Origin of the sequence: Terrirubrum flagellatum (assembly GCF_022059845.1) — a bacterium.
Taxonomy (GTDB): Bacteria; Pseudomonadota; Alphaproteobacteria; order Rhizobiales; family Beijerinckiaceae; genus Terrirubrum; species Terrirubrum flagellatum.
Window position 1 is genome coordinate 5,006,117 of the sequence record NZ_CP091851.1, and the last position, 13,837, is coordinate 5,019,953.

Annotated in this window: 13 protein-coding genes; 10 read left to right on the forward strand and 3 right to left on the reverse strand. The window is 64.4% G+C overall.

Annotated elements, in window-relative coordinates; translation table 11 throughout:
* Positions 1-8: 8 nt before the first annotated feature.
* Complete coding sequence (locus tag L8F45_RS24370) at positions 9-1,370, reverse strand: RsmB/NOP family class I SAM-dependent RNA methyltransferase (RefSeq protein ID WP_342360421.1); 1,362 nt, start codon at positions 1,368-1,370, stop codon at positions 9-11.
* Positions 1,371-1,418: 48 nt separating this feature from the next.
* On the opposite strand from L8F45_RS24370, the gene L8F45_RS24375 reads away from it, so the two are divergent.
* The 10 genes from L8F45_RS24375 (at position 1,419) to L8F45_RS24420 (ending at position 11,871) form a co-directional block, all read left to right on the forward strand.
* Complete coding sequence (locus L8F45_RS24375) at positions 1,419-1,631, forward strand: DUF1674 domain-containing protein (protein WP_342360422.1); 213 nt, start codon at positions 1,419-1,421, stop codon at positions 1,629-1,631.
* Between the two features lie 114 nt (positions 1,632-1,745).
* Positions 1,746-3,071 carry a class I SAM-dependent methyltransferase gene (locus L8F45_RS24380; RefSeq protein WP_342360423.1) on the forward strand — a complete coding sequence of 442 codons (1,326 nt, stop codon included), beginning with the start codon at positions 1,746-1,748 and terminating at the stop codon, positions 3,069-3,071.
* 196 nt (positions 3,072-3,267) lie between these two features.
* Positions 3,268-3,783, forward strand: a complete 516-nt coding sequence (locus L8F45_RS24385) for a thermonuclease family protein (RefSeq protein WP_342360424.1) — start codon at positions 3,268-3,270, stop codon at positions 3,781-3,783.
* Between the two features lie 237 nt (positions 3,784-4,020).
* A complete protein-coding gene (gene fliF / locus L8F45_RS24390) occupies positions 4,021-5,682 on the forward strand; it encodes a flagellar basal-body MS-ring/collar protein FliF (RefSeq protein ID WP_425329958.1) in 1,662 nt (553 codons plus the stop codon).
* 8 nt (positions 5,683-5,690) lie between these two features.
* Entirely contained in the window at positions 5,691-6,713 is a 1,023-nt protein-coding gene (gene fliG / locus L8F45_RS24395) for a flagellar motor switch protein FliG (protein WP_342360425.1), read from the forward strand.
* A gap of 3 nt (positions 6,714-6,716) precedes the next feature.
* Positions 6,717-7,337 (forward strand): FliH/SctL family protein, encoded by a 621-nt coding sequence (locus L8F45_RS24400; RefSeq protein WP_342360426.1) that lies wholly within the window; start codon positions 6,717-6,719, stop codon positions 7,335-7,337.
* A 17-nt stretch (positions 7,338-7,354) separates the two neighbouring features.
* The gene (fliN, locus tag L8F45_RS24405; RefSeq protein WP_342360427.1) at positions 7,355-7,696 is read left to right on the forward strand and encodes a flagellar motor switch protein FliN; all 342 of its coding nucleotides are present in this window, start codon (positions 7,355-7,357) and stop codon (positions 7,694-7,696) included.
* A gap of 12 nt (positions 7,697-7,708) precedes the next feature.
* Complete coding sequence (flbD, locus tag L8F45_RS24410) at positions 7,709-9,070, forward strand: sigma-54-dependent transcriptional regulator FlbD (protein ID WP_342360428.1); 1,362 nt, start codon at positions 7,709-7,711, stop codon at positions 9,068-9,070.
* Positions 9,071-9,099: 29 nt separating this feature from the next.
* Positions 9,100-11,229 carry a flagellar biosynthesis protein FlhA gene (gene flhA, locus L8F45_RS24415; protein WP_425329959.1) on the forward strand — a complete coding sequence of 710 codons (2,130 nt, stop codon included), beginning with the start codon at positions 9,100-9,102 and terminating at the stop codon, positions 11,227-11,229.
* 42 nt (positions 11,230-11,271) lie between these two features.
* Positions 11,272-11,871: a GNAT family N-acetyltransferase gene (locus L8F45_RS24420; RefSeq protein ID WP_342360429.1), complete on the forward strand. Its 600-nt coding sequence runs from the start codon at positions 11,272-11,274 to the stop codon at positions 11,869-11,871.
* 3 nt (positions 11,872-11,874) lie between these two features.
* Here L8F45_RS24420 and L8F45_RS24425 read toward each other — a convergent pair whose 3' ends face one another.
* Complete coding sequence (locus tag L8F45_RS24425; RefSeq protein ID WP_342360430.1) at positions 11,875-12,882, reverse strand: lysylphosphatidylglycerol synthase transmembrane domain-containing protein; 1,008 nt, start codon at positions 12,880-12,882, stop codon at positions 11,875-11,877.
* A 513-nt stretch (positions 12,883-13,395) separates the two neighbouring features.
* Positions 13,396-13,815: a flagellar export protein FliJ gene (fliJ, locus tag L8F45_RS24430; RefSeq protein ID WP_342360431.1), complete on the reverse strand. Its 420-nt coding sequence runs from the start codon at positions 13,813-13,815 to the stop codon at positions 13,396-13,398.
* Positions 13,816-13,837 lie beyond the last annotated feature (22 nt).

Sequence of the window (13,837 nt, forward strand, 5' to 3'; positions counted from 1 at the left end):
ATTCGCCCTCAACCGGCGCGCCTAAGCCGCGCGGCGTAGAAGCCGTCGAGGCCGGCAAGGCGCGGTTGCGGATCAGGCCAGAGGTCAGGCGTCGTGCGCAGCGCGCCATGAGCGTCGATAGCGTCGGCGAGACCGGGCGCTTCTCCGGCCGCGATCGGATCAAGGCGGACATCGCTCCGTCGCCGGAGCAGCGATTCGATCTGTTGTTCGCCCTCTTCGGGTTCGAGCGAGCAGGTCGAATAGACCAGCCTTCCGCCGGGCTTGAGGAGGTCGATCGCATGGTCAATGAGCCGGCTTTGCAGCGCGGCCAGCGAGCGCACGTCGTCCTCGCTTTTGGTCCAGGCGACGTCGGGGTGACGGCGGATCGTTCCGGTGGATGCGCAAGGCGCATCGAGCAGAATCGCGTCGGCCGATTCGCCCGACCATGCAGCCGCGTCCGCGGTCACCACCTGGGCTGTCAGATGGAGCCGATTGAGGTTTTCTTTCAGCCGCTTGAGGCGGGCGGAGGAGCGGTCGACGGCGATGACCGAAGCGCCGGTCGCAGCAAGCTGCGCCGTCTTGCCTCCGGGCGCGGCGCAGAGGTCGAGAACGCGCTCGCCGGCTTGCGCGGACAAGAGCTTCGCCGGCAAAGCGGCTGCGGCGTCCTGCACGAACCAGCGCGCCTCCTGATAGCCTGACAGCGTCTCGACGGGCGCCAGCGAGCGGAGCCGGATCGAGCCCGTCGGCATGAGAGCGCCGTCGAGCCGCTCGGCCCAGTCGGTGGCTTCAGAGAGAGGCGTCACATCGAGCGTCGGTTCAAGAGCCAGCGCCGCTGCGATCTTTTGCAGCTTCGCCTCGCCGTAGGTTTCGCGCCAGCGCCGGGCGAGCCAGTCGGGCAAATCTGCGACCGGATCATGATCTTCGAGCAGGGCGTCTTTTTCTGATGAGATTCTGCGCAGCACGGCGTTGGCCACCCCGGCGAGACCGGACAGGCGGCGGTCGGCGCGGGTCAGTTCGACAGCGCAGTCGACGGCGGCATGGGCGGGAATCGCCATGAACAGGATCTGCGTCGCGCCGACGATCAGCGTCGCAGCGAGCTCGGGCGGGGTCGCGGCCAGACCCTTTTCAAGGCGCGCGTCGAGTGCCTTGCGCAGGCCGCCGAGATGTTTGAGAGCGATGGTCGTGATCGAACGAGCGAGCTGGGCGTCGCGGTGATCAAGCTCGCCGCCGCGCGCCAGAGCGCGCTGAAGCGCGTCATCCATCGCCACACGCCTCTCGACGACATGGCGCAGCGCCGACGCTGCGGCCCGGCGAGCGCCCAGCGCGCGCGCCGTATCGGCGGCGGACTGCGAAGGGTCGGGTCGCGCCGGCCTGGGGGTGGATCGATTCATGGGACAGAGGCGTATAAGGGGTTCAGGACAACGCGTCAGCCCTGCGACATGCCATCAGACGATCATTCCCCTGCGGCAAATCCCGCCAAGCCTTTGACGGAGGCGGCGAAGCGCGCGCTTGCCGAGGCGGAAGAGCGGCGAGCGGCCTATGAGAAGGCCAAGGCGGACCTCGCCCGCGAAAAGGAAATCAACGGCCGCGAGGGTCCGGAGCCGGTGCGTTATGGCGACTGGGAGAACAAAGGCATCGCCAGCGATTTCTGAATATGTCCGGAATCATAGCCTTTCGCGGCTTGATGGACAGGCGCAGGCGACCGCTATAAGGCGGGCGGCCGCAAGCCTCGCGCATCGGCGCAGTTTTCACGGGATGAGATCGTAATGACCAAGGCGGCCAAGCGCGTCGCGAGCTTCCGCGAGCTGTTGACGGAATTCCGCGACAAGCTCGACATCAAGTTCGGCTTCCATCTCTGGGACGGCACGACAGTCCCCGCCGATCTCCCCAAGGACGCGATGGCGGTGTCGTTCGCCGACGAAGGCGCGGTCGCGGCGCTGATCCGCAAGCCGAATCTCGACACGCTCGCCAATCTCTGGGCGTCGGCGCGCGTCGATGTGAAGAATGGCACAGTGTTCGATCTCGTCGAGCAGCGCCCGACGAAGCGCACGAAAGAGTGGCTCAAGGTTCTCGACCGCAAACAGGCGCTGATGACGGCGGCGAAGTTCCTTCTCGTGCCGCGCGGCGGGCCGTGGCCGCTTGAGCATATTGGCGAAGAGAAAGAGAGCGACGGCTCCGCCAAGGAGAACAAGAAGAACATCGCCTATCACTACGACGTGTCGAACGCGTTCTATGAGATGTGGCTCGACAAGGAGATGGTCTACACCTGCGGCTACTTCAACGAATGGAGCGACGATCTCGACACGATCCAGCTCAACAAGCTGGAGATGTCCTGTCGCCGTCTGCGCCTGAAGCCGGGCGATCGCGTGCTCGACATGGGCTGCGGCTGGGGCGCGTTTTCCTGCTACGCCGCGCAGCATTATGGCGCGATCTGCCATGGCGTGACGCTGTCTGAACAGCAGGTCGCTTACGCGCAGGAGAAGGTGAAGCGGCTTGGCCTTCAGGATCGCGTCACGATCGAGCTGAAGGACTATGCCGACGTCGCAGGCGAGAACGTCTATGACAAGGTCGCCGCCATCGGCATGATCGAGCATGTCGGCATCGACAATTTCCCGAAATATTATGGCACGGTTCAGCGCGTGCTGAAGCCGGGCGGGCTCTTCCTGCATCACGGCATCACGCGGCCGGGCAAGAGCCAGTCGACGATGACGCGCAAGAAGCGGCCGGAATTCGCGGCGCTCACCAAATATATTTTCCCCGGCGGCGAACTCGATTTCATCGGCGGCACGGTGACGAACCTCGAACGCGCCGGATTCGAGGTGCATGACGTCGAAGCCTGGCGCGAGCATTACATGCGCACCTGCCGCATGTGGCATGATCGCCTTCTCGCCAATATCGACGCTGCGGCGAAGGAAGTGAGCATGCCGACGGCGCGTCTGTGGCTGATGTATCTTGCCGCCTGCTCGATCTCGTTCCAGCGCAACACTGTCTGCCTCTATCAGACGTTGGCCTCGAAGCGGGTGCGCGGCTCGGTGGGCCTGCCGCCGTCGCGCAAGGATCTCTATCGCGGCAAATGGGCGATGGCGGAGTGATTCGCTGGGCGGAGGCCCCGGTCGGGATTTCCGACCTTCAGCGAATCAATGGAATCGAAGGCCGCCGCGAGGCGGCCTTTTGTTTTGCGCGCCGCGCTCATTTTGCGCTTGCATCGTTACGCTAATAGGACTATAAACATATATCATGCCTTTTGTCTTATCGGGCCGCCAATTCCGACTGCTTCGCCATAGTATCATGGCGGGAGTGGTCCTGGCCGGCTTCGGAGCAGCGGCGATCGTGGGCCGGGCCGAATTCACCCGCTCCGCGGGCGCAACGCCGGCCGCAATCGAAGTCGAGGAAAGGGACAACTGGTCCGCGCCCAACGGGCGCTCGCGCCGCCTGATCGGCGATTATGAGGCGGTCATCACCCGCGTGATCGACGGCGACACGGTCGAGGCGCGGGTCGCGGTCTGGCTCGGGCAGGATGTCATCACGCGGATCAGGCTGCTCAGCGTCGATGCGCCGGAGATTCGCGGCGCCTGCGGGTCGGAGCGCGATCTCGCCGTGGCTGCGCGTAATCGCGTGCATGAGCTTGTCGCCGGCCGGCGGATCATCGTGCGGCAGGTCGGCGGCGACAAATATTTCGGACGGGTGACCGCTAATCTCATGGCCGATGGCGTGAACGTCGCCAATGCGCTGCTGGCGGAGGGGCTGGCGCGGCCCTATGGCGGCGGCCGGCGCGGAAGCTGGTGCGGCCTGTCGCAGCGCTGACCGCGCCATCGACTGAAATCGCGCGAATTCGCGCTTTGTCCTTTCGCTTTCATCAAGCCGCCGGCGGCAGGCTGAATTCCGGCTGCCGGAAGCGGCTTCGCGTCGATTGAATCCGGACCCCAATCGCCAGATCGGCCAAGGCGTTAACCGGCTGATAACCATCTACCCGGCAATTTCTGCCGGGCGCCTTCCGGGCGTTCGGTGGCGGCCGGCGTTGGTCGTGTGGAGCGTGACGTCTTGAACGGGATTACCGAGGCGTTTTCGAAGTTCGGGCCGGCGCGGCTCGCGGCGATGCTGGCCGTGACGCTGGCGCTCGTCGGCTTTTTCGCTTTCATGATCATCCGCGCCACGACGCCGGCCATGGCCGTGCTCTACAGCGACCTGCCCTTGTCCGAGGCGGCGTCGATCATCAAGGAGCTCGACACCAGAGGGATCAAATACGAGACCCGCCAGGACGGGCAGACGATTCTCGCTCCCAAGGCCGACATTCCGCGCATCCGCATGGATTTCGCGGCGAAAGGCATGCCGTCGGGCGGCTCGGTCGGCTACGAAATCTTCGACAAGGGCGACGCCTTTTCTTCGACCAGCTTCGTCCAGAACATCAATCACCTGCGCGCGCTGGAAGGCGAACTCGCCCGCACGATCGCGTCGATCAGCCGCGTGACGTCGGCCCGCGTGCATCTCGTGTTGCCTGAGCGCCGCGTGTTCGAGCGCGACCGCGAGCCGCCGCGCGCTTCGATCGTGCTCAAGGTTCGCGGCGAGCTTGACGCCGCGCAGGTGCGCGCGATTCGCCATCTCGCGGCGTCGGCCGTCGAGGGGCTGAAGCCTGAGCGCGTCTCGATTGTCGATGAGACGGGCCGTCTGCTCGCCGACGGCGCCGCCGAAGGCAACGCCGGCGCCGCAGCCGAGGAGAAGCAGTCGGCGCTGGAGCGGCGCCTGCGCGCGCAGATCGAAGACATCGTCGCGAATGTGGTGGGGCAGGGACGCGCTCGCGTGCAGGTGGCGGCCGAGATGGATTTCAGCCGCATCCAGCAGACGCAGGAGAGCTACGATCCGGAAAGCCGCGTGCTCCGCTCGACGCAGACGCGCACCGAGCAGACGCAGACCACCAACGGCGAGAATCAGGTTTCGGTCGGCAACGAATTGCCGGGACAGCAGCGCAACGGTCCCGCGCAGAACACGACGCGCGACGGCTCCAACAAGAATGAGGAAATCGCGAATTACGATTACACCAAGACTGTTCGTTCGGAGATGCAGGAAGGCGGGCGCGTCAAGAAAATCTCCGTCGCCGTGCTCGTCGACGGTCAGTATCTGCGCAATGGCGGCGGCGGCGAACTCGCCTACCAGCCGCGCCCGCAGGAGGAGCTCGACCGGATCGGAGCGCTGGTGCGCAGCGCCATCGGCTTCGATCGCAATCGCGGCGACACGGTTGAGATCGTCAATCTGCGCTTCGCCGAACCGCCGCGTCAGGCGGAGCCTCTCGAAGAGCCGAGCCTGCTGAGGAGCCTGTTGCAGCCGACGAAGGACGACATCTATCGCGGCGCCGAACTCGGCGTGCTCGCGATCCTGACGTTGATCGTGATGCTTCTCGTCGTGCGCCCGCTCGTCAATCGCGTGATCACGCCGGACAGTTTGCGTGCGACATTCGCGCAGGTGACGGGCGGCATGTTGTCAGGGCCGACTGAAGCGGTTGCGACGGCCGGCGGCGAAGGGCCGACGGTGAGTGCGGCTGGGGAGCCTCTGCAGCCGCGTGAATCCGCCGCGATGCGCTATCTCGACATGGCGAAGGTCAATGGCCAGGTGCAGGCGCAATCGCTCGAGCGCATCGGCGAAGTCGTCAAGGCCAATCCCACTGAAGCGCTCGCGATCATCCGCCAGATGATTCATGAAGGGAGGTAAGTCGCAATATGGCGCCTCCTAAGGGTCAGAAGGTCGAAGGCCTGTCAGGACCGCAACGCGCGGCGGTGCTTCTGCTTGCGCTCGGCGAGGAGCATGGCGCCGAGCTCTGGAAGATGTTCGACGAGGACGAGATCCGCGCCGTTTCGATCGCCATGTCGCAGCTCGGCTCGATCGAGGCGCTGACGGTCGAGTCCCTGATCGTCGAATTCGTGTCGAAGATGTCGGCGACCGGCGCCATCACCGGCTCGCTCGACCGCACCGAATTGCTGCTGCAGAAAATTCTGCCGGCGCAGCAGGTCTCGCTGATCATGGAGGAAATCCGCGGCCCCGCCGGCCGCAACATGTGGCAGAAGCTCTCCAACGTCGATGGCGACGTGCTGGCGAATTTCCTGAAGAACGAATATCCGCAGACCGCTGCGGTCATCCTTTCGAAAATCAGGACCGATCACGCGGCGAAGGTTCTCGCGGCGCTGCCTGACGACATCTCGACGGATGTGGTGCATCGCATGCTGAAGCTCGAAGGCGTGCAGAAGGACGCGCTCGAACGCATCGAGGAGACGCTGCGCAGCGAGTTCGTTTCGAATCTTTCGCAGACCACGCGGCGCGACGCGCACGAATTGATGGCGGAGATCTTCAACTCGTTCGATCGCCAGACCGAGAGCCGCTTCCTGAATTCGCTTGAGGAAGTGAACCACGACGCTGCGAAGCGCATCCGCTCGCTGATGTTCACCTTCGACGATCTTGTGAAGCTCGATCCGGCGTCCATGCAGACCCTGATGCGTTCGGTGGACAAGATGCTGCTCACCAAGGCGCTGAAGGGCGCCAACGAGACGGTGCGCAAATTCTTCTTCTCCAACATGTCGACGCGCGCCGCCAAGACGATGGAAGACGAAATGGGAGCGCTTGGCCCGATGCGCCTCAAGGATGTCGACGAGGCGCAAGCCGCCATCGTGCTCACCGCCAAGGATCTCGCCGACAAGGGCGAGATCATGATCAGCAAGAACCGCTCGGAAGATGAACTGGTGTATTGAGATATGACCGCGGCAGAGAAATTCATCTTCGGTCATGATTTCGGCAAGGCGCCGAAGGCGCCGCTCGCGCCGTCGGCGAATGAGCGCGCTCGCGTGGACAATGAAGAGCGCGCTCGCGAGAAGGGTTTCGCGCAGGGCGTGGCGGAGGGTCGCGCGCAAGCGCAGCGCGAGTTCGATCAGCGTTTGATGAAGGCGCTTGAATCGATCGCGACGCGCGCGGCCGAGCTGCTTGCGTCGGCTGACGAACTCGAGACTGCGGCCGCGAGCGAGGTCGTGACATTCGCGTTGCGCTTCGCCGAGGCGGCGGCCGGCGTCGCCATCACGCATTATCCGCTGGCGGCGCTGGAAGCCGCGGCGCGCGACGTTTTCGGTCAGTTGCGCCAGGCGCCTCACTGCGTGATCCGCCTGCATGAGAGCCTTGTCGAACAGGCGAACGAGGCGCTGGCGCGGATCGCGCGTGAGCGCGGCTTCGAAGGCCGGCTGATCGTGATGGGCGAAACGGACATCGCGCGCGCGGACTTCTCGCTCGAATGGGCCGACGGCGGCATGCGCCGCGAAAGCGCCGCGCTGCGCCAGAAACTGGTGGACGCGATCGAGCGTCACGCCGCCATCGCGGTTGATTGAGGAAACGGGAGCCACCCATGAGCGACTCATCGATGCCGCTTCCCGATCTCGAACGGAACACGTTCGCTGGAAGCATCGCCACGGATTCGAGCGACGGCCCCATGGTCAGCAAGGGGGCGGCCGATCTCGAACAACTCTTCGACGTGCCCGTCACGGTCTCGGCCGTGCTCGGACGCACGCGCATGCCGGTCGGCGATCTCCTGAAGCTCGAACCCGGCAGCGTGCTCGATCTCGATCGCAGCGTCGGCGAAGCGATCGACATCTATGTCAACAACCGGCTGGTCGCGCGCGGCGAGGTCGTGCTGGTCGAGGACAAGCTCGGCGTGACCATGACCGAAATCATCAAGCTCGACAAATAACGGAGACCGACCATGCGACTTCTCATTGCCGGTCCGCTTGGCGGGCAACTGATCGAAGCGACGCGCATCGCCATGGCGCGCGGCGCGACGGTCACCCATGCCGCCGATCAGGAACAGGCGCTGCAGCATTTGCGCATCAAAGGCGCTGATCTGATCATGGCCGATGTCGTGCTCGACATCGCTGCGCTGGTTCAGGCGCTCAGCGACGAACGCATCCGGACGCCGCTGATCGCTTGCGGCGTGCGCACCGATGCGCGTGCGGCCGTCGCCGCGATCCAGGCCGGCGCGCGCGAATATATCCCGCTGCCGCCCGATCCCGAATTGATCGCGGCCGTCATCGAGGCTGTCGCCGCAGACAATCGTGCGCTGGTTTTCAAAGATGAGGCGATGGCGCGCGTCGTTCGCCTCGCCGAGCAGGTGGCGCGTTCCGACGCGTCGATACTGGTCACCGGCGAAAGCGGCACCGGCAAGGAAGCGGTGTCGCGGCTTGTCCATCAGAAGTCGGCGCGCGCGAACAAGCCGTTCATCGCGGTCAACTGCGCGGCCATCCCTGACGCGCTGCTCGAATCGGAACTGTTCGGCCATGAGAAAGGCGCCTTCACCGGCGCCGTCGCGCGGCGCATCGGCAAGTTCGAAGAGGCGAATGGCGGCACGCTGCTGCTCGATGAAATCTCGGAAATGGATGTGCGGCTGCAGGCCAAGCTCTTGCGCGCGATTCAGGAGCGCGTCATCGATCGCGTCGGCGGCTCGGGGCCGGTGAAGGTCGATATCCGCATCATCGCGACCGCCAACCGCAATCTCGCCGAAGAGGTGAAGAAAGGAACGTTCCGCGAGGATCTGTTCTATCGCCTCAACGTCGTGAATCTGAAAATCCCCGCGCTGCGCGATCGTCCGGCCGACATTCTCGAACTGGCTGAGTTTTTCATTCGCAAATATGCCGAGATGAACGGGTTGCCGCCGCGCAAGCTCAGCGTCGAGGCGAAACGCATGCTGCTGTCCTCGACCTGGCCGGGCAATGTGCGCGAACTCGAGAACACCATGCATCGCGCCGTGCTGCTCGCGACGGACGCCGAGATCGGGCCGGACGCGATCCGCGCGCCTGATGGCGAATCATTCGGCGCCAAGCCGAACGACGCCGCGACCCGCGCTGCGGAAACCGCCGAAGCTGTGACCCGCTCGCTTGTCGGCCGCACTGTGGCGGAAGTCGAGCGCGATCTCATCCTCGACACGCTCGATCACTGCCTCGGCAACAGAACCCATGCGGCGAAGATTCTCGGCATCTCGATCCGCACGCTGCGCAACAAGCTCAACGAATATTCCGACGCCGGCGTCTCGGTGCCGGAGCCCGGCCAGTTGCGCGGGCACGCCGCCTGATCGCGCGTCATTGAAGGTCATCTGAAGCGATGAGCGACGTCCCCGCAGATGCGGCGAAGCCGGCGACTTTCGCCGGCTTCAGCGTCAAGGACGCCGGCGACATGCTGCGCCGCTCCGACATGGCGCTGGCGGTCGCGGTCATGGGCATCCTCGCGGTGCTGCTCGTGCCGCTGCCGCCGATCCTGCTCGACATGCTGCTCGCGGTGTCGATCATCCTGTCGGTGCTGATCCTGATGATGGCGCTGTTCATTCAGGCGCCGATGGAGTTCTCCGCCTTTCCGACGATCCTGCTGATCGCGACGATGCTGAGACTCGCGCTCAATCTCGCCAGCACGCGCCTGATCCTCGCCAATGGCCACACGGGCGGCGCGGCCGCCGGCCATGTGATCGAGGCCTTTGGCAATTTCGTCATGGCCGGCAATTTCGTTATTGGCCTCATCGTGTTCTCGATCCTGATCATCGTGAACTTCGTGGTCATCACGAAAGGCTCCGGCCGCATCGCGGAAGTCGCGGCGCGCTTCACCCTCGACGCGATGCCCGGCAAGCAGATGGCGATCGACGCCGATCTCTCGGCCGGCATCATCGATCAGGAAGAGGCGAAGAAGCGCCGCAAGGCGCTCGAAGATGAAAGCTCGTTCTACGGCGCCATGGACGGCGCCTCGAAATTCGTGCGCGGCGACGCGATCGCCGGTCTTCTGATCACCTTCATCAATATCATCGGCGGCATCATCATCGGCGTGTCGCAGCAAGGCATGACCTTCGCTGCGGCGGCGCGCGCCTTCACGCTGCTGACCGCGGGCGATGGTCTCGTCACGCAAATACCAGCGCTGATCGTGTCGACCGCGGCGGGCCTTCTCGTGTCGAAAGCGGGCCTGCGCGAATCCGCCGATCGCGCGCTTGGCAAGCAGTTCTCCAACTATCCCAAGGCGCTCGGCGTTTCCGCCGGCGTCATGGCGCTGATCGGCCTGCTGCCCGGCATGCCGCTGATTCCGTTCTTCGGCGTCGCCGGCATCGTTGGCTGGCTCGCGCGCTATGTCGATCAGAACAACAAGAAAGCCATGGAGAAGGCGCTCGCCGATCCCACCAGCGCGGCTGCCGCCGCTGCCGCGCAGGCCGACCCCGAGGAGACGATGTCGTCCGTCCTGAAGATGGACGAACTGAAGCTCGAAATCGGCTACGCCCTGATGTCGCTCGTCAATGGCGCGTCGAACCAGGAGAAACTCACGGAGCAGATCAAGGCGTTGCGACGGCAGCTCGCGGCGGAGATGGGCTTCGTGATGCCGTCGGTGCGCATCGTCGACAATGTCCATCTTGAATCGAACGTCTATATCGTGCGCGTGAAGGAGATCGAGGCCGGGCAGGGCCGCGTATTTCCGGGCCAGTTCATGGCGATGGATCCAAATGGCGGTCAGGTCGGATTGCCGGGCCAGCACACGCTCGAACCGACGTTCGGATTGCCGGCGACCTGGATCGACGCGTCGCTGCGCGACGAAGCGCAGATGCGCGGCTACACCGTGGTCGATGCGGCGACGGTGATTGCGACGCATCTGACCGAAGTGTTGAAAGCGAATATGTCGGAGCTTCTCTCCCATGTGGAGACGCAGAAGCTCCTGCGCGAATTGCCGAAGGAGCATCTCGAACTCGTCAAGGAAATCGTGCCGCAATCGATCTCGACCACAGGCATCCAGCGTGTGCTGCAGCTCCTGCTGGCGGAGCGCGTGTCGATCCGCGATCTCGGCACCATCATCGAGGCGATCGCCGAGGTCTGCGGCGTGCTCAAGAATCCGCGCGACATCGTCGAGCAGGTGCGCGTGCGTCTCGCCCGTCAGATTTGCGCGCAATACACCGCGCCGAACGGACAATTGTCGATCGTCACCCTGTCATCGCCCTGGGAGACGGCGTTCGCGGAATCGATCATCGGCGAAGGCGACAACAAGCATCTCGCCATGGCGCCGTCGAAATTGACCGAGTTCGTCAATCTGGTGCGCGAACGCTTCGAGGACGCGGCGCGCATCGGCGAGATGCCGGTCTTCGTCACGTCATCGCAGGCGCGGCCGTTCGTGCGCTCGATTGTCGAGCGTTTCCGGCGCGAGACCGCCGTGCTCGGCCAGGGCGAAATTCATGCCCGCGCGAGGCTGAAAACCGTCGGCGCGGTGTGATAGGAGTGCGGCGGTTCTCAACTCAACCGTAACGCCGCCGCGATGACCGAACTCACAGAACAGTTTGACATTCCCGCCGGCCATCTCGCCGAGGTGGTCACTCTGCTTGAGATGCGCGCGGCGCCGACGCCGGCTGTCGCGCCGGCGAGCTCCGGCCTTGAGATTCGGCGCGTCGAGAAGCCGTCTGGCGATTGGTATCTCAGATTGTTCCGGGCGGTCGGCGAGGAATGGCTGTGGGAATCGCGTCTGCGCCTGAGCGCGGATGAGCTGCGCGCTATTCTCGAAGACGAGCGCGTGGAGATATATGCGTTAATGAGGGAAGGGCGAGAGATCGGCTTGCTCGAACTCGATTTCCGCAAAGCGGGCGCATGCGAGCTGAAATTCTTCGGCGTCGTCAGGGAGGCGATCGGATCGGGCGCGGCGTCCTTCCTGATGCGCGAGGCGATCGCGCGCGCCTGGGCGAAGCCGATCGAACAATTCTGGCTGCGCACCTGCACGCTCGATCATCAGCGCGCCGTCGCCTTCTACATGAAGGCGGGGTTCACGCCGGTGAAGCGCTGGATCGCGGTCTTCCCCGATCCGCGTCTTGGCGGGTTGCTGCGGCGCGAAGCCGGCGCGCATGCGCCTGTTATCGAATCTTGAATTCTACTCCGCGGCCTTCGGCGGATCGTTGTCGTGGCGATGGGCGATCTGGGCGCGTTCGAACAGCAGCACGATCACGGCCGAGATCGCCAGCGGCGCCAGGAGATAGAACAGCCGGAAAACGAGAATCGCGGCGAGCACTTCGAGCTTCGGAATATTTGGCAGCGCCTTGATGAAGAGAATCTCCATCACGCCGAGGCCGCCAGGCGCCTGCGACAGCAAAGCCGCCGAGAACACCGCGACGAAAATGCCGAGCACCACGAAGAAGCCGGGATTGCCCGCTTCCGGCAGCACGAAATAGATGATGCCGGCCGCGCCGACGATCTCGAGCGGGCCAATGATGAGCTGCCGCCATGCGATCGGCCAGCGCGGATATTCGAGCGTCAGATTGCCGAGCTTCAGCGCCGGCAATTTCAACAGCGCGCCCAGGATATAGAGCGCAATGAAGGCGAGACATCCATAGCCGATCATGCGGCCGGTCCAGATCGGCACATGCAGCAGCCGGCGCATCAGTTGTGGCTCGAACGTGAAGACGAAGCCCGCAAGACAGATCATGCCAAGCGCGAAAGTGAATGAGCAGAAGGCGACGAGCAGCGCCACTTCGCCGGCGGTCAGCCCCTTCGCGTGATAGGCGCGGTAACGCACCATGCCGCCCGACAGCACGGAGGCGCCGATATTGTGCGAGAGCGCGTAGGTGGTGAAAGAGCAGAGCGTGATATACAGCCAGGAGATGCCCTTCTCCTTGTGGAGATGCATCAGCGCGATGCGGTCATAGCCGGCGAGCGCCCAGTAAGCGGCGGCCGTGGAGATGAGCGCGAGCGCGTAGCGATGCGCCGGAATGGCCTTCACCGCGCGCCAGACGTCGCCGACCGTTGAGCCCTGAAATTCGTTATAGAGAAGCCAGCCAGACAGGATGACGGCGCCGAGCCCGACCACGGGCCAGAAGACCGGCGCAACGCGCTCGCCCGCGGCCTTCAAAGAGGCCGGCCAACTCGACACAACGTCCCGCAAGGATCGGTCCCCTCCCGGACATTCTTCTTGTCGCGCCCGGGTCCGGGCGCCTCCCTGCATCACCATTCCAACTCCGGCAAGGGGCCTAACCCCGGCATTCTAGCCGGCGCGCCTTGAGATTTCGTGTTGCTCCGCACCTTCAGACTTAAGGGGCCTCGGCCCCCTTTCGCCAGTCCCGCATTGTCGCAACCGTCTTCCTGCGCTTCGGCGGCGACGGCGGCAAGCGAAGGCGACGGCATTCCGGCGCGAGACCGCGCTGCTGCGTGCGGGATCCGTTCCATAAAATCCTCGTGACGGCTGAAACGGATTCAATGCGCGAGCAGCCGCGTACGCGGCGTATTGCGGGGGAAATTGCGGATCGAGCGTGGAAAGAGGGCCGATTCGCTCATCGCAAGCGGCGAAGCGCGCGAATCAACGACGGCCGAATCGTGTCAGGGAAAGGCGTTCGGCGACGCGCGATCGCCGCCGCCGGTCAGGCGACCTCATGCCGCAGCCGGATTGAAACGGGTGTGCTTAGCCGGCTGCGCGGATCGCGTGCCGGGAGAGGCCGATCTGGTCGTATTCGGCCTGCTCACGGGTCGCGGCTTCGGCCTTTTCGCGGGCGGCTTCGCGGCTGTCGAGGGTTTCGACCTTCTTCAACTCCTCGAACGCCTCCTCGACGGCGCGGCGCGCCTCATCGAGCTGACCTTTGAGATTATTAGCGGATTCCCGAAGGTTATCGCGGCGCGTCATCGCCGCGCGGGCATAGGTCGGATAGGCGAAATGGGTGGGATCGTTGATCTTCGCCTTCTGCTCTTCGTACTGGATCTCCCGATCCAGATCGCCGGCCATGCGGTCGAATTCCGCGATCATCATCTCGAGCTGAGCCACCTTGCGGCGCTTCTCGTCGAGCTGGAAGCGCTTGAGGCGCAGCAGGGTGTCCCGCGACTTCATGGCGAACGCAAACTCCGATCAC

Excerpts from the sequence above, each read along its gene's own strand:
- L8F45_RS24385 (WP_342360424.1), top strand. The coding sequence starts at position 3,268 with ATGGCGGGAGTGGTCCTGGCCGGCTTCGGAGCAGCGGCGATCGTGGGC.
- L8F45_RS24370 (WP_342360421.1), bottom strand. The coding sequence starts at position 1,370 with ATGAATCGATCCACCCCCAGGCCGGCGCGACCCGACCCTTCGCAGTCC.
- fliJ (WP_342360431.1), bottom strand. The coding sequence starts at position 13,815 with ATGAAGTCGCGGGACACCCTGCTGCGCCTCAAGCGCTTCCAGCTCGAC.
- flbD (WP_342360428.1), top strand. The coding sequence starts at position 7,709 with ATGCGACTTCTCATTGCCGGTCCGCTTGGCGGGCAACTGATCGAAGCG.
- L8F45_RS24375 (WP_342360422.1), top strand. The coding sequence starts at position 1,419 with ATGCCATCAGACGATCATTCCCCTGCGGCAAATCCCGCCAAGCCTTTG.
- fliN (WP_342360427.1), top strand. The coding sequence starts at position 7,355 with ATGAGCGACTCATCGATGCCGCTTCCCGATCTCGAACGGAACACGTTC.
- flhA (WP_425329959.1), top strand. The coding sequence starts at position 9,100 with ATGAGCGACGTCCCCGCAGATGCGGCGAAGCCGGCGACTTTCGCCGGC.
- L8F45_RS24400 (WP_342360426.1), top strand. The coding sequence starts at position 6,717 with ATGACCGCGGCAGAGAAATTCATCTTCGGTCATGATTTCGGCAAGGCG.
- L8F45_RS24420 (WP_342360429.1), top strand. The coding sequence starts at position 11,272 with ATGACCGAACTCACAGAACAGTTTGACATTCCCGCCGGCCATCTCGCC.
- L8F45_RS24380 (WP_342360423.1), top strand. The coding sequence starts at position 1,746 with ATGACCAAGGCGGCCAAGCGCGTCGCGAGCTTCCGCGAGCTGTTGACG.
- fliG (WP_342360425.1), top strand. The coding sequence starts at position 5,691 with ATGGCGCCTCCTAAGGGTCAGAAGGTCGAAGGCCTGTCAGGACCGCAA.